This is a genomic window from Agrobacterium larrymoorei (assembly GCF_005145045.1).
In the GTDB taxonomy this organism is placed as follows: domain Bacteria; phylum Pseudomonadota; class Alphaproteobacteria; order Rhizobiales; family Rhizobiaceae; genus Agrobacterium; species Agrobacterium larrymoorei.
On record NZ_CP039692.1, the window covers coordinates 597,475 to 621,627 of the forward strand.

Below are 24,153 nucleotides of genomic sequence, written 5' to 3' on the forward strand. Positions count from 1 at the left end.
GCGCTTAAGCGACTTTCACGCCTAGCTCGCGGTACAGCTTCATCGTGCGCTCCAGAAAGGCCTTCTGCGAAAATTCCTTCTGCACCCAGTATCGCCCGCGCTGCCCCATCTCGCGCCGCTGGTTTCGCGAAAGCTGGTCCATGGCGGTCAGCGCGCGTGCCAGATCGTCCGGGTCACCCGGCGCGGCAATCAGGCCGGTTTCCCCATGCTGGATCAATTCCGGTATGCCGCCAATATTGGTGCCGATAACCGGACGCCCAAGGGAATAGGCTTCCAAAAGGCTGACGGGCGCGTTCTCATACCATTCTGAAGGCAAAACGAGCGCCTTCGCACCCGCAATCATCTGATGCAGCGGGGAACCGGTCAGATAGCCGAGGAACTCCACATCCGCGCCCTCCCTCTCAGCCAGCGCACGCAAGGCGGCATCATCGGGGCCTGTTCCGGCAATGCGAAGCCGGAGCTTTGCCCGCGCGGCAGCTTCAATCAGCGTGGCGACGCCCTTTTCCGGCGCAAGACGGCCAGCGAAGAGAAAATAGTCGCCTTCCTCCGCAGTCACCGGGTTTTCGCTAATGGCCTGCTCTACGAAATTGGGAATGTGAACCAGCTTCTCACGCGGCCAGCCCCATTCCACCAGTTTCTGCTCATAGAAACGGCTTGGTACGACAAGCTTGTCGATGTAGTTGCGGTACAGCCCAAGCGCCCGGTGCACAGCCGTCTCCACCATAACGAGACCACTGAGCGCCACGGATTCCTTCATGCAGCGGTGCAGCAGAACATTGTAGATGCGCCCGCCTTTGCACCTCTCGCACAGGCCATCCGGCGCCAGCATCTTGTAGGAGGGACAGGCGAGTTTAAGATCATGCACCGTCATTACGGTCGGAATTCCCTTCTGCTTCAGCAGCGGAAAGATTGACGGCGAGATGTGGTGATAAACATTGTGGGCATGGGCCACATCGGGCCTCGCCGCATCGATGAGCCGCGTCAGGCTGGCCTTTGCCTTGCGCGAATAGATGACCTCGATGGCGTGCTGGATCTTCTGACCAATCCCACCCTGACGCCCAAACTCTATTTCCGGCACGAAGTAGGATGACCAGTCCGTTGCTAGGTTGTTTGGATGCTGCATGGAAAACGGCACCGCCTGCCACCCGGCACGCTCGAACATATCCATCTGATCGAGAAAAATGGCCTCCGCACCGCCACGCCGATAATAGTAGTTGTTGATTGCAAGCAGCGTTCCAGCCATCACGCGCTCCTATCGCTCGATCTGATCGAGAGCATCCCGCACCGGCAGCACAAGACAGCCCTTGGAAACCGCGTAATGAACCAGCGTCGCAAAGGTGGATGGCGTGCAGCCATAGGGCGTCGGCGTCTCGCTGATATCATGAGTGAAGAAAACCAGCCAACCGGGCTCTGCCACCACTGCATCGATCTGGTTGACCAGCGCCAGTGCATCGCTTTCCGGCTGGCGAATTTCCATGCCCCAGAGATAGGACCGGTTCACCTCGCCGCGATTGATCCGGTCGCCGCCGCCACGCGCGGTGTCGTATCGCTCGGCAAAGAGACGCCGGTGCCGCAGCGAGCCCTGATTATAGGGATAGGCAAAATTCCGCCGCCCCGCCCCTGCCTTAAAACCATCCAGCAGTTCGTCGTTCTGTTCCAGATCGTCGCGAAGCTCTTCGCTGGAAAGCGAATGTACGGCCTTATGCGCAAAGGTATGGCAACCGATTTCGTGACCGGCCTCGGCAAGCTGCTTGCAGCCCTGCGCCGAAATCAAGGTCCGGTCCGGCTCGATCCTGCCTAGCAAATCCCCGGCGATATAGAAGGTGCCTCTAACACCGTTTTCCTCGAGTATCCTTGCCCCCGCCGTCAGCGCGGTGTCGGGCACATCGTCAAAGGTGAAGGAAACGACGGGCCGGGTGCAGGCAACGTTCAGCGTGGCAGCGGGAAAAGCCCTCACCGCCCGCTCCGCCACCCGCTCGCGCAGATGCCTGAACTTGCCCTCGACACTAGACAGCAACGGCATGCTTACCCTCCCAACCCGGCGATGGCTCGTTGACGAGGTTCATTCGCGATTGCATTTCCAGCCCGAAAATCGAGACGAGGAAGAAGAAGAAAATCGGGCTGCCGCTTTGAAAGAAAATGACTTCCAAGCACCCTGCATAAAGCACGTAGAGCCAAACCCGCATGAACAGCCGTGTCAGCGCAGGACTGTTGGCAGGCGCCGAATCCAGCCGACCGATGGCGCGTAGAGGCACGAAAATGACGAGCGCGATGGACAGGAGAAAGCCCGGCAGTCCGGTCGTCAGAAACGCATCGACATAGGCATTGTGCCCATTGAACGCCTTAACCGCCCACGTCTCCAGCCCGGCAGAACTCTGGGTAATATCGGCGGTCTGCCAAAATCCCTGAAAGCCATAACCAAGGATCGGAGATTCGGCGATGGCATCGAAAGCCACCTTCCAGATATCGGTTCTGTTGGTGAAAGTGGGGTCCACGCCGAGCGACGCCACGACATCGCGAAACTCCTTGGAGAGCGAAGCACCGAGCGCGAGAAGATTGAACGCGGCAATCCCGCCCACCGCAATGGGCCACCGGGTCCAGCGAAATTTCTCGAATATCCATTGCAGAATAAGGATCATCGGCAACATGGCGGTGGAGGATTTACCGCCGGTATGGATCAGGAAGAAAACCGACAGCGCGATGACCGCAATCCCGCTTTTCTTCCAACCGACACTATGGAAATAAAGCCCGAAAAACGCCGACATCAGCATCACGGCGGCGGCAAGGTTCTTGTGTGAATATTGCCCGCGCCAGAAACCCGCATTCATCGGCTCCACCAATTCATTGGCCTGGTGGATGGCGAGTGTCGGTAAAAACATCACGCCGAAATAGGCAAAGCCCAGCGTTATCGCCGTGCCATAAACCATCAGCCGCGAAAACTGCTCCTCGGATCGCGGCAGAAGCAGAAACATCCCAGCATTGGCGCAGGTCAAAAACGCGAGGATCAGACGTTTTATCGCATCCATCGGATAGTTGGACAGCGCTGAGGAAATGAAGAACCAGGTAAAGAGCGCGATCACCAATATTCGCGGCTGACAGATTTGCGCCCTTAGCGGATGCGTCAGCGCCGCATAAATCGTCAACAACGTCAGGCACAGAAAAATAAGCTGGTTCAGCAGGTTGGAACCACCCGTCGCGTCCGAACCGCTCGCCTCCACCTTCACCAGATCGACATAAGGATTGGTGGTAATCCAGAAGAACAGGAACAACCCCATGAAGATCAGCACCCTGATCTTGCCATGGTGGCCATTATCCTCTTCTCTCGATAACCGCTCCGTCTGCATCAGATGATCCGTTCGAAACGCCAGTTGTTTGCGCGAAGCACGATGATGATGCGGGTCGCGATCACCATGACGATGCCCAGAAGAAGCCCGCCGATCACCCCGCCGATTGCCAGCATGGCAGTGGAAGGCGGCCAGCTGCGCTTTTCCGGCGGCACCGGCTCCGTCACGATCCTGAGGTTAGAAACGCTGATCTGCTGCTGCTCGGTCGTTTCACCCACGCGCTTGAGGAAGGTGTCGTAAAGCGCGGCCTTCGCCTCGCTGTTGCGCTGAAGTTCCTGCAATTGCACCTGCGCGGCATCGTCGGTGGAAACACGTCCACGCGCTGCCTCCAGCTGCTGGCGAACCGAATCCATCGTAGCCTGCGCCTGATCCATCTCGATCTTCACCGCTGCCAGAGATCGCTCCGTTTCCCGAGCAAGTGCCGTGCGCAGTGTGGCAAGCTGTGCCTGAGCGCTCATCAGCTTCGGGTAGCGCGATCCATAGGTCAGCGCCAGATCGTCATATTGCTGTTTCGTCTGGATATATTGCGACCTGAGCGCCGCCAGCATCGGGGAATCGAGCGTGTCGGAAGGCGCCATCACCGTATCGGATGCGGGCTGGCTCAGCCTGTTGTAGCGCGCTTTCGCCTCCGCCAGCTTGGTGGAAGCTTCATTCATCAGCGTGTTAAGTTGCGAAAGGCTCTGGACATTGACGGAGCCGGAGCCACCAAGATCGAGAAGATTATTCCTTTGCCGGAACTGCAGAACGGCATTCGCCGCTTCCGTCGCCTGAAGTCGTAATTCCTCCAGCCGCCCGGCCAGTGCCTGGCTGGCATTGCGGGCAAGGTCGGTCTGCGTTGCCTCAAGCTCTTCGCGGAAAGCCCGTGCAAGCGTGGAAACCACGCTTACGGATTTCTGCGGGTCGCGGGTCCAGAGGCTGATATTGACGAGATAGGTGCCGCCTTCGCGGGCAACGGTAATGCGCTGCGCAAGCGTCCGCATCGCGTTCACGGTGCCATCATCCTCTGCCGGTCGCGGCGTCGTGGGCTTCAGCCAGCTTAGCAGGCCGCCCTCCTCGCTCTCCACGGCAGCGTTGAATTCCGGAAGTTGCTGCAAATTCTCCCGCTCCACCGTGCGCCGCAACACGTTGCCGGATTTGATCAGGAGCAGCTTGCTGGAAATATCCAGAATCTGTGCGTCGCTCTGAATATTCGGCGTCGTCAACTCGTTCGGCACCACCTGTCCCGTGGGCGGCGGCAGCAGCACGTCGAGGGTCGAGGTGTAACGCGGCTTCACCGCAACGCCGAAGGCCACACCCAAAGCACCACCAAGAAGTGCAAATAAAACAACGAACGGAATGCCACGGCGCAGCCAGATCACCAGTTTTTCAGGCGTAATGATCGCGCTTGAAGGCGTCGAAACCTCTGGATCAACTGCGGCGCGTGGCGCGGAACGCTCAAATCTCCGCTCCATCCGCTTCTCAGTTGGGTACTCGTACATAAGCGACGGACCTCTATGTCAATCAAAACGAAACATTTTCACTATATACGATTTTACTAAATCACATAGACCGCTGAGAAATGGTTTACAGCAACGATCTTTTTGCGGCATGGAGATGAATTATATGACGAAGGACGCAAAAAAGAACAAGTCAGGGTTGCTCGGCATGCTGCTGTCCTACAGCGCGTCCTCGGCCAGCCTGTTGATTGCCAATGCGGCACAGCTCATAACCTTTGCCATATTGGCCCGTTCCTTCGGCGCAGAAGAATTTGGCCGCTATGTTTCCTTCATCGCCATCACCAGCATTGCCGTCCACCTTTGCGGGCTTGGCGCATCGGAATGCCTTGTGCGCCGCGTGCCGCAGGATCCGGCCTGCTTCCCTCGCATCTTCGGCCATAACCTCATTCTCACCTTTGTCAGTGGCGCGGTTCTGGTGACACTGGGAACCGTGGTCCTGCCGGAATTCATCAGCTTCGGTGAGGCGACAGGCCAGAGTGTCTGGGTTACATTCCAGCTGCTCTTGACCAATGTCGTCCTCGTTCGCCTGATCATGCTGAGCGAAAGCATTTTCCTCGCCCATTCCAGATATGGCGCGGCCAATGCTTCGGTCGTCGGCTTCGCCTTCATCCGCACCATCGCGGCGGCGCTCGCCTGTTTCGTATTCCATGTCGGCACCGTGGAGGCCTGGGCCACATGGCAGCTTGCCGCGCATCTCCTCATCCTCGTGCTTTATGCCGTCTTCGCCTTTCGCATCGGCCGCCCGAAATATGCGGTGGATAGAGATGAGATCCGGCTCGGGCTGCTCTTCGCCACGCCCTTCATTTTCCGCGCAGTGCGCCAGAATGTGGACCTTCTGGTGCTGGGTTTCGTGGCAGGTGCGGAAGTGGTCGGCAGTTATGGCGTTGCCCGGCGGATCACGGATAGCAGCTATATGGCAATCGATGCGCTGAACCGCCTCGTCTATCCGCGTCTCGCGGTCGCCAGCATGCAGGGCATCCACCACGCCTTCCGCCTGACGATCCGTATTCTTGGCGTAGCACTTGCGCTTGGCCTCGTGGCGGCAATCGTCATTTTCGCTTCCGCCTCCTTCATGCCGTTGATCTTCGGGCCGGAATATGTGTCGCTGCCGCATTTCCTCAAGATCATGGCTTGGCTGATCGTTCTCATCGCCGTCTGGTCCATCGCGGTCGATCTGCTTGGCGCCGCTGGCCGCCATTCTTCGCGCGCCTGGGTTCTCAACCTGTCCAACGGCATCGGCGCGCTGTTGATCGGCGTGGCCGCATGGGCGTGGCCGCCCTACGGCATCTTCATCGCAGCCTACATCATAGAATTCAGCATCGTTGTGGCGGCGTGGCTCGTCGTTCGTACCCATGTCACCCGTTCTTTGAGGAAAAGCCTGGAGGTTCAACAATGACGGCAGAGCAGACGAAACTGAGGCCAGCGGCCCCATCGGATATTCCGCAGATCCGCGAAATGTTCATCTCCGTTTTCCGGCCTCACTCCAGCCCGGATAAGGACGATCTGGACGCCAGCCTGTCTCAGATGCTGTTCAGCCATCCCAACTATACCGGCGAAAATGGCAGCATGGTTTCAGCGGATGACAATGGCACCGTCAAAAGCGCCATGACCATCGTTCCCCTCAGCTATCGTGTGGGTGAAGATATGGTCACGGGGCGAATGGCCTGCACCTTCATGGCAACCGATGATGCCAGCCCCCGCAGCATCGCAGCTTTGATCTTCCAGTTGCGCCCACGCGGCACCGAACTCATCTTTTCAGATAGCGCCGCCCCCGTCAGCCTCTCTCATCTCAGAGCCATCGGCGCCGTCGAATTGCCGGTTCAAGGCCTGCGCTGGTACAAGCTGTTCCGGCCCCTGCCAGCGACAGCAGGCTATGTGCGGCGCAGGCTTTTTGCCCGGGCGCCACGCTTCATCAAGCCCGGAAAACTTCCCGAATACGCACTGGCCGCAGGCGCGAAAACACCCGCAGGCTACAGCGTTTTCGAGGCAACGACCGAATCCTTTGCCGAAAATGCCAACCGCTTTCTCTCCCGCTATGTCGTAGCCCCGGTCTATACGCCAGCCAATGTGGAATGGGCCATTGCCGCATCGGACAGGCCGGGCGGGCGCAGCAAGCTTGGCCTTGCACAGGTGCATAATGAAAACGGGGAGATTTGCGGGGTTTTTTCCTTCGCTGGCGTGCTCGGCAGCGAAGCGCAGATCCTCGATCTTCTTTATGCGGATGGCGAGCTTGATAATGTTCTCGATGCCACGCTGGCAGCGCTTGATGCCTCCGGCTTTGCCTTTGCCTCAGCGCCCTTGAGGCCGGAAACCATCCCCTCCCTCACCCGCTATAACCACATCTGGTATCGTCACATTACCGGCGTTGCCGGAGCATCTCGCTCACCAGGGTTCAAGGACGCGATGAGAAGCGGGCAGGCCTATATTGGCGGTATAGCAGGCGAAAGCTGGAGCCGTCTGGTGCGCGATTTTTACTGAGCCGCATCACGCTCGACAAGAAAATACGTCGTCGGCCCGTCAGGCGTGTCATTCGTCAGCCGGATCGCATCGCGTCCACGCGCGGTGGTCACTGGTGAATGAACGTGCCCATCCAGCCCCACAGGCGAAATTCTGAAATTACCTTCGTCTTCAAAGCGCAGGCCAATTTCCATGCGCCGCACCATCACCGGCAAATCACCGAAATCCTCGATCACCCGCTGATCATTATCGCGAAATCTCATGCCGGAATTGTGCGCGTCGGAGGCCAAGATCAGAAGCTGCCTCTTGCTCTCAGCCAACGGCAATCCGTCGAGCGAAGACAGGCCAAAAAGGCCGCGCCCATCTGCGGATTGAAGACTGACCGCCCCAAGCTGGATATCCGCGTCGATGCGTTCAAACGCCACCGCCTGCGTCAGAGGCGATCTCAGCGCCAGCATTTTCTTCGGCGCATCCAGTTCCAGTTCACCACTCTGGCTGACGACCTCACCACGATCCAGATCAGCCGGACTCGCCGGGTCAAGCTGCCCCGTCTCCTTCAGCTTCGCCAAAACGGCCATGGCCGACTGCCCCTCGCGCACGGGCGCGACGCTTACCGTATCTGCATCTGCCTCTTGCGAAGCCTGAAGCCCAATCTTTCCAACCAGACCAAGCCGCGTCAGCAGTTCCGGCTCCATATCGTTGATCCCATCAGGCAAACCCGCCTGCCCATCGACGAGAAGCGGAATTTCCAGCGAAGCGGCCCTGGCATCCCCGCGGCGAAAGATGAGAGCGGCCAGAGTCTCCCCCGCCCGCGCCACCGGGTCGAGCGCAATCGCGTAAGGAAGCATCTGCTTCTTATGCGGAAAATCCTCACCATAGGACAGGATGATTGGACCGTGCGCATGGCGGCACAGCACATCCCAATCCTGAAGTGCGGCAAAGGCGGGTGCTGCAAGCCCCGCCTCGTATCGATAGGGGCTCCAGAACAAGTGATCATATTCCGTAATGAAGAAAGGGCGCTCCAGCCACCGAGCGGCACCGATGGTGCGCAGATAAAGCAGCCCGTCTTCCAGCGAGCTCTTGCCCTGAATGCTGGTGCCCGGCGCGTAAGAATCCACCCAATCCTGATAGGTATTCATCGCCACGGCGTGCTGAATGCTGCGGGTGATCCCCGTCTGGATCGTCGGCCAGTTATTGTAGGGCAGCACGATGCCCATGAAACCCAGATCTCGCAGCGCCGCTGTAAAGCGCCCGGTTGCGCGTTGCTCCACATCGATGAAAAAGGATTGCAGATCGCGCATCCGCTCGCTGCGCTCGTATCGGTTGGTCGGCAGCGCTATGGAACGATCATCCAGATTGCCCTCCTTCGCCCACCAGCCCCATTTTTCGGTCAGCGCCGCATCGGAACCGTATTTCTTCGCCAGCCAATCGTTGAAAAGCGGCTTGAGGCGCGGCGAGAACGTGGCTCCCCGCACGCCCTCCTGCATCATGGAATCGAATTCCAGCCCATTCTCGTTGAAGGACACGATGGCAACCAGCGCCGGATCGCGTATCGGCGCAATGCCCGTATAGGGATTGACCTTCGCCAAAAACAGCTGCTGAAATTTCAGCCAGTGGCTGAACTCCGCGTCATCGATCTGCGCACCAAGCTTCAGTTCGCCCTTCACCTCCCAGCGATCCTCGTACCCGCCATAGGCCCCGCGCGAAGAACTCAGCCCGTCGACAATCCAGTAAATGCCGTTCCGCTTCAGCGCAGCCATCAGATAATGAACGCGGTCGAGAACCTCCGGATTGAAATCGAAGTCCTCCGCCCGCCCTACCATGAGCGCCGCATCCACATAGTGAAAACGGGCAATGTTGTAGCCGTGCATTTTCAGCTGTGCTGCATAACGATCCGCCGTCTCATGATCCGGGAACCCGCCAGAGGCGGGGCTCCAGGCCAGAGATGCGCAAAGAAAGCGCTGCGCACTTCCATTAACCGGCGCAAGCTTCCCCTTTCCATTGATTGCTATGCGTTGCGCCTCATCAATGGGCTGGTTTGGAAGAATTTGTGAAAAATCGAGCGGGCTTCCCGGCTGCACTTCCAGCGATTGCTCCCGCACCGCAAGCCACTCTTCCGCTGTGGCTGGTTGCCAGAAGGCGACAATGGCAAGAAGGCAGGAGGCGAAAGCTATTCTCATCAGCTTTTCAGCAGCTTGCTCTCGATCCAGTCATCCGGCTTCTTGCGCGACGAGAAGAAACCAAGCGGTAGCGCCGCCGCATGGAAGCACCACGCGACAACCGCATAGAGGCCCAGCGAAAGGCTCTTCTGCTTTACGCTCATCAGCAAAACCGGCACCAGAAGCAAGATCAGCAAAGCCGCAAAGCCGAGCGGATTGAAGAACCCGTAGATGAAGCAAAGCAAAAGAACCGCCCACCAGACATAGACGCCGACCCATAGCCGAACCTCTGGAAGCTCATCGGTCAAGGCCTTCATCCGCTGCTGCTCGGACCCCGCCCGCAAAAGCTCGCCCACGCCGCGCAGATATTTTGAAGACCAGCGCCGAGTCAGAAGCAGGTAGGAATTGATGCTGTGGCCGAAGTGGTCGACAAAGCGGCGGTCCATCCGAAACAGCGTCCAGCCTCGCATGCGAAGCCGCTGACCAAGGTCGAATTCCTCGTAGCCATGCAGGTTGCGGTCGGAAAAATACCCCGCTTCTTCGATTGCCGCCCGTCGGTAGAGACCGCCGCCATTCAGGCGGTCAAGCACGCCATGCCGGTTCTCCGGCGCGTTCCGCTGCACGCGCCTCGTGAACTCCAAATTGTCGAGATTGACCTCGTTCACATGCCCGCTCACACCCGCGACACGCGGATTTTTCTCCAGATAATCCAGCGCTGCGGGTAAGAATTCCGGATCGAGCAGCATGTCCCCATCCATCAGGCAGATGAATTCACCCTTGCTGTACTGAAACCCCAGTTGCGGCCCGATGCCGCAACTGGCTTTGGCCGGGGCCTCGATCTGCGCAACGAGAACGGGGTATCGTGAGGCGATCTCGACCGTCCTGTCACGCGATCCGCTATCGGCAACAATGATCTCCCCCTCGATCCCCGAAAGGGCGGCGATAACGCTTTCGATGGCAGCGCCGATGCGCTTTTCCTCGTTAAGCGTTTTGAGAATGACCGATATCTTCAAATCCGCATCCGCAATCTGACAGAGATGACATCAAGGATACACGTTCCAGCACGAACGTATATACATATTTGCTTAAATGCTTAACGCATGACGCGTTATTTAAGCAATTGCGCCACCGGCTTGCAACCTCGCCGTTCAGTCCGAAGACAGCGATTTCAGGTCTTCGACAGTATCGATATCGCGCAAAAGACTGCTGTCGCAATCCACAAACACGGCATCCTTCAACAGGCCCCGCGCGCCACCCTCACCCGTCTTCGGCAAGCTCCGCAACAAATGGGTAGCAAACACCGCCGGAGGACCGCGATAGTCACCTGACCGGGATGCGACCGCAGCACTTTCCGCTTCTCCTGCTTTCGCGAGCAAAGCAGCAATGATGCCACTTTCGATCAACGGCATATCCGCCAAACATATCATCGCGCGCGGCAGGTCTCCCGCAGCCTCTGAACCGAGATGGAGTGAGGACAGCATGCCCTGCGCCCGCTCTTCATTCTCCACCAACTCGAAACCATGCTCGGCAAACAGACCGCTCCATCGCGGCCTGCCGTGATGCACCAGAACCTTCTTGCCCCAATTGAACGGCGCGACCGCCGCAAGAACATGATGCGCGACCGGCTTGCCCTTATAGTCCGCCCCAAGCTTGTCACCCCCGGCAAAGCGGCTTCCCAGCCCTGCTCCGAGCACAATCAAAGCGACCTGAGACGCATCAGCCTCCATGCTTTTCCAGCCTTGCTGCGGAAATATCGGCGAGCACGGATATCGCCAGAGAAACGGAATCCCGTGTCGGCCCGAAAATACCGATTGGCGCGCGAATGCGGTCCGAAAGTTCAGGCGCGACACCGTGCTCCCGAAGCCGGTCAACGCGCCGTCTGTGCGTGCGCGTACTTCCCAGAGCCCCAATATAAAAAGCTTTTGTGCGGAGCGCCGCTTCAAGCACCCGCTCCTCGGCATCGATGTCATGGTGCAGCAGCACGACCGCCGTAAAGGCATCGACAACCCCGTTCAGCGCCGCCTCTGCCCGCAAATCCACCACATCATAGCCCGCAGATTCTGCCAGCCGCGCCAGCGCTTCCGCTTCACCGGCCTGCCCGGAAAAAGCAAGCCGCGTTCGGGGACGATAGACGATTGTCAAAGTCCCTTCGGTATGTGCGACTCGGGCCGGAACGTTCCGTGCCACTCGAAGTTCGCCTGCTTCGATGTCATATTCCAGCCCGGTAACCTCACGCTTTTCCAGCTTTTCCAGAACGTGAAACAGCACACCTGCATCACGCAGAAGATGGATGGCGATGGTAATACCACCGCCGCAAGGCAGCACGATATCGAAGAATGGCGACCCGTCTCCATAGGTTACGATCTGGTCGCGCCCTTCCTCGATTGCCTTCACCGCCTCCGAAGCAAGCGCAGCCTCTACGCATCCGCCGGAAACATAGCCACAAAATCGCCCGTCTGCGGCAACTGCAACATGGGCGCCGAGTGAACGGGCGCCACCGCCTCGAATATCGATGAGCGTACACAGAGCGACGCCACCCCGTGTGGCCTCCTCCGCGGCAAAGCGGAGGATTTTAGCGGGATCGTCGGTCGTGCTGATGCGCTCGGGGACGATGTCGACGGTTTGCAGCTGCATGCCAGTCATCCTCCCATCAAGCGACTGCTGGCAGGCCCGCAATCAGCTTGTCCAACGTCATCGGATAATGCCTGATGCGAACGCCGCTGGCATTATAAATTGCATTGGCGATTGCTGCCGAAACACCGCAGAGGCCAAGCTCGCCAACACCCTTCGCTTTCATCGGCGATGCATATGGATCCGCCTCATCCATGAAGATAACCTCCTGATGAGGGATATCCGCATGCACCGGCACTTCATAACCCGCCAGATCGTGATTGACGAAGAAGCCGCGACGCGTATCCACCGCCAGTTCTTCCGAAAGCGCACCACCGGCACCCATCGTCATCGCACCGATAACCTGGCTGCGCGCCGTGATAGGGTTCAGAATACGCCCTGCGGCACAAACGGCCAGCATCCTGCGAATGCGGGTCTCGCCGGTAAACGCATCAACCCCGACCTCCACGAAGTGCGCGCCGAATGTGGATTGCTGTTTCTCTTCCGAGAGATCGCCCCATTCCATCGTGTCTTCAGCGGAAAGACCCTCGGCACCCGCTGCCTCCGCAAGTTCGACCGAGCGGCCGCCCGAGCGAACCTGACCATCTTCGAACACCACGTCATGTGAGTTCAGGCCAAGCTTTGTGGTGATTGCTTCGCGCAGCTTCGTACAGGCGGCGTAAACGCCTGAGGTGGAACAATTGGCACCGAACTGGCCGCCCGAACCGGCAGAAACCGGAAAGCTGGAATCGCCGAGCTTAACCACCACCTTGTCAACTGGAAGCCCCAGCATTTCTGCAGCGGTCTGCGCAATGATCGTATAGCTGCCTGTACCGATATCGGTCATATCGGTTTCGACGGTCAGAACGCCCTGATTATCCAGCTTCACCCGTGCACCCGAAGGAACGAGAAGATTGTTTCTGAAGGCAGCAGCCACGCCCAGCCCGATCAGCCATTTGCCCTCGCGCCGCGCTGTCGGAGCCTTCCGCTCTGCCCAGCCGAAACGGTCTGCGCCAAGCTTCAGACAGCCAACCAGATCGCGCTGGGTAAATGGTCGCTTCGGATTTTCCGGGTCTACCTGCGTATCGTTGATGATGCGGAATTCCACCGGATCGATGCCGACCTTTTCGGCCATCTCATCTATTGCGATTTCCAGCGCCATCAGGCCCGGCGCTTCGCCGGGCGCGCGCATCGCATTTCCTTCGGGCAGGTCCAGCACCGCAAGCCGCGTCGCCGTCATGCGGTTCTCACCCGCATAAAGCAGCCGCGTCTGCATCACAGCCGTTTCCGGGTTGCCATCCGGCAAATCGCCGGACCAGCCTTCATGGCCAATCGCTGTGATCTTACCATCGCGCCCGGCACCGATGCGAATACGCTGGATCGTGGCTGGACGATGCGTCGTATTGTTCATCATCAAAGGTCGCGGCAAAGCCACCTTCACCGCACGACCGACTGCCTTCGCACCGAGCGCTGCCAACACCGCATCCACCCGCAGAAACAGCTTTCCACCAAAACCGCCGCCAATATAGGGTGACTTCAAATGAACCTTTTCCTTGTCTACGCCAAGCGTCTTCGCAAGGTCTGAACGCCACCAGTCGATCATCTGGCTCGATGTCCAGACGGTGACTTCGTCATCTTTCCATAGCGCAATCGAAGCGTGAGGCTCCATCATCGCATGGGATTGATCGGGCGTCGTATAATTAGCGTCGAACTGAACTTCGGCAGCGGCAAAAGCGCTTTCAAAGTTCCCTACCGCCGTATCGGGCTCGGCACCACCAGCGTCTTCAGGCTTTTCGGCCTTGTGCTTGACGGCCTCAAGCGAGAACGCGCCGTCCTCCTCCACATATTCCGCCTTCACCAATCCAGCAGCAGCGCGCGCCTGCTCGAAGGTCTCGGCAATAACGACCGCGATTGCCTGATGATAATGCTGAATCTTATCGCCGCCAAAGAGCGTCGCCGTGTTGTAATCGCCCTTTTCACCTACTTTCGCCGAAAGCGTCGTCACCACACCGAGAACGCCCGGAGCCTGCTCCGCAGCGCTGGTGTCTATCGAGGTTACACGCCCTTTCGCGATTGGGGAAACGACCGGATAACCATAAGCGTATTGAATATTCGGATCATGCCATTCATAGGCATAACGCGCCTGTCCGGAGGTCTTCAACTCGCCGTCGATGCGGTGGACCGGCTGGCCGACGACCTTGAGCCTGTCGATGGGGTTGGTTGTGGCTGGCTGATCGAATTTCATGCGCTCAACTCCCTTGCATCTTCAACCGCGGAGGCAAGAATGCGCTCGACGAGATCGATCTTGTAACGGTTTTGCTCCGTTGGCCGTGCGCCGGTCAGTGCCGCCGCGGAAGCCCTCTTCGCCCCCTCGGCAAGCGCCGCATCGGCCTCTTCCACTCGCCAAGGCTTATGAGCGATACCGCCAATCGCAAAGCGCCCGCTGCCATCGGGCTGGATGATAGTTGCGACAGAAACCAGCGCAAAGGCATAGGATGCGCGGTCTCGCACCTTCCGATAGGCCTGTTCGCCACCGACCGGCGGCGGCAGGATAACGGCAGTGATGAACTCACCGGGTTCCAGCGATGTTTCGATATGCGGCGTCTCGCCCGGCAGGCGATGGAAGTCGGCAATCGGGATAGACCGCTTCTCACCGCTTCCATTCACCGTTTCCACGACAGCATCCAGCGCTCGCAACGCCACAGCCATATCGCCGGGATAGGTAGCGATGCATTCATCGCTGGAACCGATCACTGCGTGCTGACGGGAAAACCCGCCAATGGCGGAGCAGCCGCTGCCCGGTTGGCGCTTGTTGCACGGCTGGTTCACGTCATAAAAATAGGGACAGCGCGTCCGCTGCAGCAGATTGCCCGCTGTTGTCGCGCGGTTACGCAATTGGCCGGACGCACCTGCGAGGATTGCGCGGGAGAGAACTCCATAATCCCGCCGCACGGTCTCATTCGCCGCCAGATCGGTGTTGCGCACCAGCGCCCCAATCCTCAAGCCACCCTCTTCGGTCGCCTCCACGGCGTCGAGACCAAGCCCGTTGACGTCGATCAGGTGATTGGGCGTCTCGATTTCGAGCTTCATCAGATCGAGGAGATTGGTGCCGCCCGCAATGAACTTGGCATTTTTATTGGAAATCGCGGCGCGCGCGGCCTCTTCCACGGAAGCTGCTTTCTCGTAAGTAAAGGCTCTCATAGACGCGCTCCCGTCACTTCGGAAATCGCATCCATGATGTTGGAATACGCCCCGCACCGACAGATATTCCCGCTCATCCGTTCGCGCACTTCCTTTGGCGAAAGTGCGACTTCCGCCGTCAAATCGTCGGTGGCGTGGCTGGGGATATTAGCCTTGATTTCTTCCAGCACTGCCACGGAGGAACAAATTTGTCCCGGCGTACAATATCCGCACTGGAACCCGTCATGCTTTATGAAAGCAGCCTGCATCGGGTGAAGATTTCCCGGCTGGCCAAGGCCCTCAATCGTGGTGACCTCGTCGCCATCATGCATCAGGGCCAGCGAAAGACAGGAATTGATCCGTCGCCCGTTGACGATAACCGTGCAGGCACCGCATTGCCCATGGTCGCAGCCCTTTTTTGTGCCCGTCAGATGCATATGCTCGCGCAGCGCATCCAGCAGCGTCGTTCTGTTATCGATATCCAGTTCACGGATGTCTCCGTTCACCTTCAATGAGACCGTAGCTTGGTGTGACATATCATCTCCCGCAGGCATCGCTTATCCTCCCGCAACTGAATTTGCAGAAAGGCTCATGCCGATAAACCGAAGAGTGTATGTCTTGTTCCCGCAAATAATCACCGGAAAAGCAGAAGAAATCCAGACCAAATGACTCCAGATTTGGTCAGGCCTTGAGCTTGCCCTGCGCCAAGGCATGCTCCACGCCGCCCTGAATATGGTCCGTCAGAATGGCCTTCGCCGTCTTGAAATCCCGTTTCAGCGCCGTGTCCAGCAGTTGCTGATGTTCCCGAGACGCCACATCGCCGCGATAGGATAGCGCCACCATCTGGTAGCGCAGATACTTATCGAAAACCGCCGCATGCGTCTCCATCAAAAGCCGGGAGCCGCAGGCGGAAATCAGCGCCTGATGGAACTCCCAGTCATAACGCTTCCAGTCTTCCGTCCGGCTGATATCGCCGGTGGACATGATGCGTTCCATGCTGGAAAGCTTGTAATGCGCCGAGACGAGCCCCGCTTCCCACTCCATGTCGCCATTGGTGAAGGATTGTTCGAGCGCATGCGTCTCAAGCAGCAAGCGCAGCGCCGCCACTTCCCTCAGATCGGAAATGGAAACCGGAGCCACCTCAAACCCCCGCTGCCCTTCCGCCGTCACCAGCCCGTCTGACGCAAGGCGGCTCAGAATTTCGCGCAAGGTGCTCACGCTGGTGCCATAAGCGTTCTTGAGACTCTCCAACTTCAGCTTCTGCCCCGGCGCCAGCCGACCGAAGATGATATCCGCCCTTATGCGGCGATAACCGACCTCGGCAACGGTTTCTGGTGGAACTTCGTGAAGCATGGCACGCTCTCAATCATTAGGCGGATCGCATGACATTATGCATATCAGCGGAGATTAAGAAATACATGCCAAGTCACATATGATCGGAAAAATGTCGGATATTTTATTTCGCTAATAATACCCTTGGTGACGAGCGCGCATGAAATCGAAAATTCCTATATATTACAATATCATAATAACTTATTGCCACCTGGCATTGTCGCGTCAGCACGTTGAAATGAGCTAAAATAAAGAGCATTTGAAATCAAAATCATCATAGATTTTTAAAAAACTATGTTGATCAGATAGGGAATCTCTGACAATGATCAAGTGTGGTCGGAGGAGGCTGACTGCACAGCTGAGTTCAGGAGGAGGAACCATGTTCAAGAAAACCATCGCACGCCGTACCTTGATGATGGCTGGCGCTGCGCTTATCGCAGCTGCAAGCTTCGGTCAGCAGGCTTCGGCTGTCACCCCAGATGAAATCAAGGCGCGCGGCAAGCTCATCGTCGGCATTCAGGGCGATAACCCGCCGTGGGGCTTCGTTACCAGCGCTGGCAAGCAGGATGGTCTCGATGCCGATATCGCCACGCTTTTTGCCAAGGAACTTGGCGTCGAAGTCGAATTCGTACCGCTTGAAGTCAACAACCGCATTCCTGCGCTGACCACCGGTCGCGTGGATGTTCTCTTCGCCACCATGGCCATGCTGCCGGATCGCGCAAAGGCCGTCCAGTTCAGCAAGCCCTATGTCGCAAACGCTATCGTCCTGATCGGCCCGAAGAAGGCCGAAATCAAGACCAATGCCGATATGGCCAAGTTCTCCGTCGGCGTGGCGAAGGGTGCGGCACAGGATACGCAGGTCACCAAGAACGCGCCGGAAGGCACCACCATTCGCCGTTACGATGGCGATGCGGCCAGCGTTCAGGCTCTCGCCTCCGGCCAGGTCGATACGCTTGGCGGCAACATTTTCTACATGGACCGCGTCGAAAAGGCTCGCCCCGGCGAGTTCGAAAACAAGCTTGAATTCCAGAAGCTCTATAACGGCGCCTGCACGCGTCTGGGCGAAAAGGAAATCAATGCGGCCCTCAACCAGTTCATCGACAAGATCAAGACCAATGGCGAGCTGAAAAAGGTCTACGACAAGTGGATGAAGGTGCCGGTTCCGGAATTCCCGGAAAAGCTGGAAGGCATCAACTTCACCGCGGGATAAGCGGGGCACTTCAGAACCTGTAGGCGCAGGCGGCATCGCAACGATTGCCGCCAACGCCACCCCTTTGCCTTCGAATTGACAGCCCTTGCGAAAGTGTGACGATGAGCAATCTGATTTACGTGCTCAATGGCCCCAACCTCAATCTTCTCGGCCAGCGCGAACCGTCCATCTACGGCTCCACCACGCTGGAGGAAATCAAGGGCAGATGTATCGCCGAGGCAGCGAAACTGGGCTTCGATGTTGATTTTCGCCAGACGAATTTCGAGGGTGAACTTGTTGAAAGCGTTCATGACGCCCGCAACAAGGCCTGCGGCATCGTCATCAATCCCGCGGCCTATACCTTCACCTCAATCGCTCTTCTCGATGCGCTGAAAACCTTCGATCCGCCGAAAATAGAGCTGCACATTTCCAATGTGCATGCCCGCGAAAGCATCTATCACAATTCGCTGGTCTCGCGCGTCGCGACATCGATCATGATCGGGCTTGGTGCGGATGGATATGAGCTGGCCATCCAGGCCATGGCCCGGCTTTCCGCACGCTATCAGGCTTCAACCGCGAAGGTGACGGCATGAATTATCAACTGGATTTCACCCCCGTCATAGATGGCCTACCCAGCCTGCTGATGGCCTGTCTCGGCACATTTCTGCTCGCCATTTCCGGCATGTTGCTCGCCGTGGTCATCGGCATCGGCGGCGTCATCCTGCGTGATTCACCCTTCAAGCCGTTTCGCTGGCTGGTCATCGCCTTCGTGGAATTGATCCGTAACACGCCGTTTCTGGTGCAGATCTTCTTCATCTATTTCGCCCTGCCGCTCGCAGGCCTTCGCCTCGATCCGACGCCCACGGCCATCATCGCGCTCGGCATCAATGGCGGCGCTTACGCCATCGAAATCATCCGTGGCGGCGTCCAGTCCATTTCCAAGGGGCAGATCGAAGCGGGTCTTGCGCTTGGGCTGCACAAGGCGCAGGTCTTCCGCTTCATCATTCTGAAACCGGCCCTGCGCGCCATCTATCCGTCGCTCACCAGCCAGTTCGTGCTGCTCACGCTCACCACCAGCATTGCATCGGCAATCTCGGCCTATGAGCTGACCTCGGTGTCGCAGCTGATTGAATCGGAAAGCTTCAGAAGCTTCGAAGTCTATTTCACCGTCACGCTTTTCTATCTCGTGATTTCCTGGGTCATGATGCGCATCTTCGGGTTCTTCTCGGCGCACTACTTCAACTATCCGGTCAAGTAGGAGGCTACCATGGGTCGCGATGAATTCGTTTTTCTACTGATCGGTCTGAAATGGACAGTCGTTCTCTCTGCAGTCGGCTTTGTCTGCGGCTGCCTTGCCGGGCTTTGCATTGCGCTTTTGCGCACCTGCGGAAACCGCGCGGTAGAGCGCATCACGGCGGGCTATATCGCCGTCTTTCAGGGCACGCCGCTCCTCATGCAGCTCTTCGTGGTCTATTACGGCCTAGCCCTGATTGGCCTCAGGCTCGATGCATGGGTCGCCGTTGCCATCGGCCTCACGCTGCATGCCAGCGCCTATCTCGGCGAAATCTGGCGCGGTTCAATCGAGGCTGTGCCGCGTGGGCAGACGGAAGCCGCCATGGCGCTCAGCATCAAATACGCCTCGCGCATGAAGGATATCGTGCTGCCTCAGGCATTGCGTATCTCGCTTCCCGCCACCATTGGCTTTCTCGTACAGCTTATCAAGGGCACGTCCCTCGCGGCCATCGTCGGCTTTACCGAGCTGACCCGCGCCGGAAACATCATCTCGAACCAGACCTTCCAGCCGCTTCTCGTCTTCGGCATCGTCGGCGCGCTTTATTTCGTCATGTGCTGCCCGCTCACCATCATCGGCGCGCGCATCGAGCGACGCTTCGCGATGTCGGCCCGGTAGTCTGGAATTCAACCATCGATGCCCCTCAGCATACCTGATTTTACGGAGTGGACAATGATCAACGGCCAGCCTTCCCCGTCAGCCGAACCCATGATCAAGATGCAGGACGTTGCCAAATGGTATGGCTCGTTCCAGGCATTGCACGATATCAATATGTCGGTAACGCAGGGCGAACGCATAGTTCTATGCGGCCCCTCCGGCAGCGGCAAATCCACGCTGATCCGCTGCATCAACCATCTGGAAGCCTACCAGAAGGGCGAAATCCGCGTCGGCGGCATCCTGCTTGGCCATCAGGCCAAGGCCATCGATGCCATCCGCCGCGAAGTCGGCATGGTGTTCCAGCAGTTCAATCTCTTCCCGCACCTCACCGTACTGCAAAACTGCATGCTCGCGCCCATGCGCGTCCTTGGTTTAAGCAAGGCGGAAGCACAGGAACGCGCCCGCCAGCTTCTGGATCGCGTAAAGATTCTGGAGCAGGCGGATAAATATCCCGCCCAGCTTTCCGGCGGCCAGCAGCAGCGTGTGGCCATTGCCAGAGCGCTCTGCATGCGTCCCAAAATCATGCTTTTCGACGAGCCGACCTCTGCGCTCGATCCGGAAATGGTCAAGGAAGTGCTCGACACCATGATCAGCCTTGCCGAAGAAGGCATGACGATGATCTGCGTCACCCATGAAATGGGCTTCGCCCGCCAAGTCGCCAATCGCGTCATCTTCATGGCCAGCGGCGCAATCGTGGAAGAGTCTCACCCATCCGAATTCTTCACCAATCCCAAGCACGAACGCACCCGAAAATTCCTCGGTGAAATTCTCAGGCACTAGAGCTGTTGAATTGGCGCATCGCTGAAAGACCTTTGCCATGATTTCAGGCACCACCAAACTCATCGCGCATATCGGTTACCCCACCGAAACCTTCAAAGCACCGCTGATCTACAATCCCTATTTCGAAAAGATCGGTGTCGATGCCGTCGTGGTGCCGATGGGCTGCAAGCCGGAAGATTTTCCAGAATTCCTGAAGCTCACCTTCCGCCTTTCGAATATTCACGGCGCGCTCATCACCATGCCTCACAAGGTCACGACAATGGGCCTGCTGGATGAGCTTTCCACCAGCGCCAAAATTGCAGGCTCCTGCAATGCCGTGCGCCTTTCAGAAGACGGACGCCTGATCGGCGATATGTTCGATGGGGAAGGTTTCGTGCGCGGCGTCATCCGCAAGGGGCGCGAGGTTAAAGGCGCCAAGGTTCTCGTCGTCGGTTCCGGCGGCGTCGGCTCGGCCATCGCCGCCTCGTTCGCCAAGTCAGGCGTTCAGGAACTTGCGATTTACGATGCGAATACCGTCAGCATGGAAGGCCTTATGGGCCGGCTGCGGCTGCACTATCCAAACACCGTCATCTCGGCGGGCTCACCAAATCCATCGGGCTTCGACATCGTGGTCAATGCCACGCCACTCGGCATGAAACCGGGCGATCCGCTGCCCATCGATGTATCGAAACTAGCCCCAGAAACCTTCGCAGGCGAAGTGGTGATGAAACAGGAAATCACGCCATTTCTGGAAGCCGCCCGCGCAAAAGGCTGCCAGTACCAGATCGGCACCGATATGCTGTTCGAGCAAATCCCCGCCTATCTGGAATTCTTCGGCTTTCCCACGACAAGCGTCGAAGAAATCCGCGCCGTCGCGCGGCTGAAGTAGAAATTGCCGCGCGTATTTTAAAATAATAAATGCAAGGACTTGAAGTTAGCTAATGCAGAAGCCTGTCCCGCTCCGGGCGCTCCATATAAAGGTGCAGCAGGCTAAGCGCATGGCGCAACATGAGCTCGACCGGCTTCAGATCGCTGGAGGAAAGATCGTCGCTCCCACCTTCCAGCATCGCCGCCATGGCCTTGAAATTCTGCATCAACTGAACTTCGCCCTCATTGGAAGCATGCTCCGCCGCATCCGCCAGCGCCTGCGTCACGGTATCCATCATGGCGAGCCTTTCGCCCATGTCCATTTCTGGAAGAGATTTGGCAGTCGTTTCCATAGTCCACCTCCGCACGCACCCATCCAGACCGCCCTTGGGCAGCGATCAGCCAATGCGCATTTGTTTGCTTGATTGTTGCCCAAAACATAAGAACGCCAACCGGAACAAACAAGTCACGGCAGGAATGAGGCTGGCGCATGGCGGGTTCAACCACGCTACCACTCCACCCTCTCGCCATCATAAGCGAAGAACTCTCCGGTCTGTCCCGGCTGCAGGCCGTCCAGCACATCAAGCATCATTCGCGCGCTCGTCTCCGGCTGCAATCGCTCCCGGCCAGCGGAATAATCTTCAGTCAAACCCGTCGCGACAGTGCCGGGATGCAGGGCGGCGACAACCGATTGGGGATGAGTGCGCGCGAGTTCGATTGCGGCAGTGCGGGTGATCTGGTTCAGGGCGGCTTTGGAGGAGCGGTAGGAAATCCACCCGCCGAGGTGGTTGTCGCCGATGGAGCCGACGCGGGCGGAAAGAAAGGCGGTCAGGCTGCGTTCTTTCCGCGCAAGTTTGGGCGCGAAATGCTTGAGTAAAAGTGCGGGGCCGAGAGCATTCAATGCAAACTGCCGCATCATCGCATCCGGCAAAAGCTGCCTCAGCGCCTTCTCCGGTCCCACGCCATCGATGGTCAAGGCGCCGGTGGCGCAGAACAGCAGATGATACTCGCCATCCACCCCAGCGGCGGCAGCCGCCACGCTTTCTTCATTGGTCACATCGAGGCCGGTGCCGGAGCGGGAAAGGCCGGTCACTTCGCTGCATCGCGTGTCCTCTTGGAGCGCCTTCACGATTGCCGAGCCAATCCCTCCGCTGGCACCGATCACCAGGGCGCGAAAGCCATCGGGCAGGGATGTCATCGTCATTTGCCAATCTCCCTTTGCTTACACAGCCTCGCCGTCATCGAGTTTATTCAGAAAACCCCGCGCTGCGTTCTTATAGGCCTGCCGCTGCTCGTCCTTCATCCTCTGCCATGTGGCATAAGGCTGAGCGAGCCGCCGGTTGCCGGATAGTTTCTTTCGATTTCGGTCGAGAAAATCCCAGTAGAGCGCATTAAAGGGGCAAGCTCCCTCCTCCGTCTTCTTGCGTACGTCATATTGGCAGTTTTCACAGTAATCGGACATGCGGGAGATATAGGCGCCGCTCGCCGCATAGGGCTTGGAGCCGAGCAGCCCGCCATCGGCAAACTGGCTCATGCCGATCACGTTCGGCAGCTCCACCCACTCGAACGCGTCCGCATAAACCTCCAGATACCATTCATGCACGCCGCGCGGATCGAGCCCTGCCAGAAGCGAGAAATTTCCCGTTATCATCAGCCGTTGAATGTGGTGGGCGTAAGCGTTGTCGATGGTTTCCCCGATCACTGTCGAAAGACAGTTCATCTTTGTTTTGCCGTCCCAGAAGAAGGATGGCAGCGGACGGTGGGTTTCGAAGAAATTGCGTTCGCCATATTCCGGCATGAAGTGCCAGTAAACGCCGCGCACATATTCCCGCCAGCCGATGATCTGGCGAATGAAGCCTTCCACCGCATTGATCGGCGCATCGCCTTCCAGATAAGCACGCTCCGCCCTGCGGCAGATATCGAGCGGATCCAGAAGGCCGAGATTGATATAGAACGACAGAAGCGAATGGTTGAGAAACGGATCGCCTGACAGCATCGCATCCTGCGTATCACCGAAGCCCGGTAGAAACTGCTCGATGAAACTATCGGCAGCATGTTCGGCATCCTTGCGTGTCACGGCAAAGCAGAACCCCTTGGCCTCGCCCATATGCTCGGTGAAACGCTTATCGATCAGCGCCATCACCTCAACCGTCGTTGCGTCAGGTGTGAACCGCATGTGGGAGGGACGAAAAAGATCGGGCTTGGCAGGCTTGCGGTTTTCGCTATCGAAGTTCCAGCGCCCGCCGGCAGGTTTTTCACCCTCCATCAGAATCCCCGTCTTTCGCCGCATCTCGCGGTAGAAGAACTCCATGGTCAGTTCACGCCTGCCCTCGGCCCACTCACGAAATTCATCGCGGGAACAGATGAAACGCTTGTCCGCCCTTATTTCCACTGGAACGCCGACAGCCTTCTCCCAACCGGACATCGCCTCCAGAACGCGGTATTCCCCCGGCTCGGTCACGATGATGTGCTGTGGCTTTGTCTCAGACACCGCGCGTCCCAACTCCTTGGAAAAGCTGCCGCTATTGTCGGCATCGTCCAGTTTCACGTAGCGAACGGTAAAACCCTTTTCGCGAAGCTCCTCGGCAAAATGGCGCATGGCGGAGAGGATGAGGACGATCTTCTTTCGGTGGTGGCGCACATAGGTCGTCTCCTCCGCCACCTCGCACATCAAAATGATGTCCTGCGCAGGGTCTGCGCCCTCAAGGCTGCTTATGGTGTGCGAAAGCTGGTCGCCCAGAATGAAGATGAGGTTTCGGCAATGTGAGGTCATCGCCGCAGAACGATGAGGTGCCGCCTCCCGTTCCAGCCG

22 protein-coding genes and 1 pseudogene are annotated in these 24,153 nt (G+C 58.0%); 8 read left to right on the forward strand and 15 right to left on the reverse strand.

All coding sequences use genetic code 11. The features are described from left to right. Positions 1 to 4: 4 nt before the first annotated feature. The 4 genes from CFBP5473_RS17050 to CFBP5473_RS17065 are packed head-to-tail and all read right to left on the reverse strand — an operon-like array spanning position 5 to position 4,795. Positions 5 to 1,243 (reverse strand): glycosyltransferase family 4 protein, encoded by a 1,239-nt coding sequence (locus CFBP5473_RS17050; protein ID WP_027675064.1) that lies wholly within the window; start codon positions 1,241 to 1,243, stop codon positions 5 to 7. Between the two features lie 9 nt (positions 1,244 to 1,252). After that, complete coding sequence (locus CFBP5473_RS17055) at positions 1,253 to 2,023, reverse strand: polysaccharide deacetylase family protein (protein WP_051441247.1); 771 nt, start codon at positions 2,021 to 2,023, stop codon at positions 1,253 to 1,255. Beyond that, positions 2,007 to 3,344 (reverse strand): O-antigen ligase family protein, encoded by a 1,338-nt coding sequence (locus CFBP5473_RS17060; protein WP_027675062.1) that lies wholly within the window; start codon positions 3,342 to 3,344, stop codon positions 2,007 to 2,009. The genes CFBP5473_RS17055 and CFBP5473_RS17060 overlap by 17 nt, the downstream gene beginning before the upstream one ends. After that, positions 3,344 to 4,795, reverse strand: coding sequence for a GumC family protein (locus tag CFBP5473_RS17065; RefSeq protein ID WP_051441246.1), 1,452 nt, complete (start codon positions 4,793 to 4,795; stop codon positions 3,344 to 3,346). The genes CFBP5473_RS17060 and CFBP5473_RS17065 overlap by 1 nt, the downstream gene beginning before the upstream one ends. A 151-nt stretch (positions 4,796 to 4,946) precedes the next feature. On the opposite strand from CFBP5473_RS17065, the gene CFBP5473_RS17070 reads away from it, so the two are divergent. Both CFBP5473_RS17070 and CFBP5473_RS17075 read left to right on the forward strand, forming a co-directional pair. Further along, a complete protein-coding gene (locus CFBP5473_RS17070) occupies positions 4,947 to 6,236 on the forward strand; it encodes a lipopolysaccharide biosynthesis protein (RefSeq protein WP_157835797.1) in 1,290 nt (429 codons plus the stop codon). Beyond that, positions 6,233 to 7,318 (forward strand): hypothetical protein, encoded by a 1,086-nt coding sequence (locus tag CFBP5473_RS17075; protein WP_027675061.1) that lies wholly within the window; start codon positions 6,233 to 6,235, stop codon positions 7,316 to 7,318. The genes CFBP5473_RS17070 and CFBP5473_RS17075 overlap by 4 nt, the downstream gene beginning before the upstream one ends. On the opposite strand, the gene CFBP5473_RS17080 is transcribed toward CFBP5473_RS17075, so the two are convergent. The 8 genes and pseudogenes from CFBP5473_RS17080 to CFBP5473_RS17115 form a co-directional block, all read right to left on the reverse strand. Then, a complete protein-coding gene (locus tag CFBP5473_RS17080; protein WP_037170897.1) occupies positions 7,312 to 9,477 on the reverse strand; it encodes a glycoside hydrolase in 2,166 nt (721 codons plus the stop codon). The two genes, CFBP5473_RS17075 and CFBP5473_RS17080, sit on opposite strands and share 7 nt — an antisense overlap. Next, positions 9,477 to 10,469: a glycosyltransferase family 2 protein gene (locus CFBP5473_RS17085; protein ID WP_027675059.1), complete on the reverse strand. Its 993-nt coding sequence runs from the start codon at positions 10,467 to 10,469 to the stop codon at positions 9,477 to 9,479. The genes CFBP5473_RS17080 and CFBP5473_RS17085 overlap by 1 nt, the downstream gene beginning before the upstream one ends. A gap of 135 nt (positions 10,470 to 10,604) precedes the next feature. Beyond that, a complete protein-coding gene (locus CFBP5473_RS17090; RefSeq protein WP_051441245.1) occupies positions 10,605 to 11,183 on the reverse strand; it encodes a nucleotidyltransferase family protein in 579 nt (192 codons plus the stop codon). Continuing rightward, positions 11,173 to 12,090 carry an XdhC family protein gene (locus CFBP5473_RS17095; protein ID WP_027675058.1) on the reverse strand — a complete coding sequence of 306 codons (918 nt, stop codon included), beginning with the start codon at positions 12,088 to 12,090 and terminating at the stop codon, positions 11,173 to 11,175. Before CFBP5473_RS17095 ends, CFBP5473_RS17090 begins: the two co-directional genes overlap by 11 nt. A gap of 16 nt (positions 12,091 to 12,106) precedes the next feature. Next, a complete protein-coding gene (gene paoC, locus CFBP5473_RS17100) occupies positions 12,107 to 14,311 on the reverse strand; it encodes an aldehyde oxidoreductase molybdenum-binding subunit PaoC (RefSeq protein WP_027675057.1) in 2,205 nt (734 codons plus the stop codon). Next, entirely contained in the window at positions 14,308 to 15,267 is a 960-nt protein-coding gene (locus CFBP5473_RS17105) for an FAD binding domain-containing protein (protein WP_027675056.1), read from the reverse strand. The genes paoC and CFBP5473_RS17105 overlap by 4 nt, the downstream gene beginning before the upstream one ends. Further along, positions 15,264 to 15,803 (reverse strand): annotated as a pseudogene (gene paoA, locus CFBP5473_RS17110) (aldehyde dehydrogenase iron-sulfur subunit PaoA); the annotation flags it as partial. The pseudogene paoA and the gene CFBP5473_RS17105, both read right to left, overlap by 4 nt. Before the next feature lie 124 nt (positions 15,804 to 15,927). Then, on the reverse strand, positions 15,928 to 16,599 hold the full coding sequence (locus CFBP5473_RS17115) for a GntR family transcriptional regulator (protein WP_027675055.1): 672 nt from the start codon (positions 16,597 to 16,599) through the stop codon (positions 15,928 to 15,930). Between the two features lie 358 nt (positions 16,600 to 16,957). Here CFBP5473_RS17115 and CFBP5473_RS17120 point away from each other — a divergent pair, with 358 nt between their 5' ends. From CFBP5473_RS17120 to CFBP5473_RS17145, 6 genes are all read left to right on the forward strand, one after another. After that, complete coding sequence (locus tag CFBP5473_RS17120; RefSeq protein ID WP_027675054.1) at positions 16,958 to 17,788, forward strand: transporter substrate-binding domain-containing protein; 831 nt, start codon at positions 16,958 to 16,960, stop codon at positions 17,786 to 17,788. A gap of 101 nt (positions 17,789 to 17,889) precedes the next feature. Beyond that, positions 17,890 to 18,360 carry a type II 3-dehydroquinate dehydratase gene (gene aroQ, locus CFBP5473_RS17125; protein ID WP_027675053.1) on the forward strand — a complete coding sequence of 157 codons (471 nt, stop codon included), beginning with the start codon at positions 17,890 to 17,892 and terminating at the stop codon, positions 18,358 to 18,360. Continuing rightward, positions 18,357 to 19,025, forward strand: coding sequence for an amino acid ABC transporter permease (locus CFBP5473_RS17130; protein WP_027675052.1), 669 nt, complete (start codon positions 18,357 to 18,359; stop codon positions 19,023 to 19,025). The genes aroQ and CFBP5473_RS17130 overlap by 4 nt, the downstream gene beginning before the upstream one ends. 9 nt (positions 19,026 to 19,034) lie before the next feature. Further along, a complete protein-coding gene (locus CFBP5473_RS17135; protein ID WP_027675051.1) occupies positions 19,035 to 19,676 on the forward strand; it encodes an amino acid ABC transporter permease in 642 nt (213 codons plus the stop codon). A 90-nt stretch (positions 19,677 to 19,766) separates the two neighbouring features. Beyond that, on the forward strand, positions 19,767 to 20,495 hold the full coding sequence (locus CFBP5473_RS17140) for an amino acid ABC transporter ATP-binding protein (protein WP_169696906.1): 729 nt from the start codon (positions 19,767 to 19,769) through the stop codon (positions 20,493 to 20,495). Positions 20,496 to 20,532: 37 nt separating this feature from the next. After that, positions 20,533 to 21,363 carry a shikimate dehydrogenase family protein gene (locus tag CFBP5473_RS17145; RefSeq protein ID WP_027675049.1) on the forward strand — a complete coding sequence of 277 codons (831 nt, stop codon included), beginning with the start codon at positions 20,533 to 20,535 and terminating at the stop codon, positions 21,361 to 21,363. A 49-nt stretch (positions 21,364 to 21,412) separates the two neighbouring features. Here the strand turns inward: CFBP5473_RS17145 and CFBP5473_RS17150 are convergent, their stop codons facing one another. The 3 genes from CFBP5473_RS17150 to CFBP5473_RS17160 form a co-directional block, all read right to left on the reverse strand. Beyond that, positions 21,413 to 21,694 (reverse strand): hypothetical protein, encoded by a 282-nt coding sequence (locus CFBP5473_RS17150; protein WP_027675048.1) that lies wholly within the window; start codon positions 21,692 to 21,694, stop codon positions 21,413 to 21,415. Between the two features lie 155 nt (positions 21,695 to 21,849). After that, a complete protein-coding gene (locus tag CFBP5473_RS17155; protein WP_027675047.1) occupies positions 21,850 to 22,539 on the reverse strand; it encodes an SDR family NAD(P)-dependent oxidoreductase in 690 nt (229 codons plus the stop codon). Positions 22,540 to 22,563: 24 nt separating this feature from the next. After that, the gene (locus CFBP5473_RS17160; protein WP_027675046.1) at positions 22,564 to 24,114 is read right to left on the reverse strand and encodes a cryptochrome/photolyase family protein; all 1,551 of its coding nucleotides are present in this window, start codon (positions 24,112 to 24,114) and stop codon (positions 22,564 to 22,566) included. Positions 24,115 to 24,153: the final 39 nt, after the last annotated feature.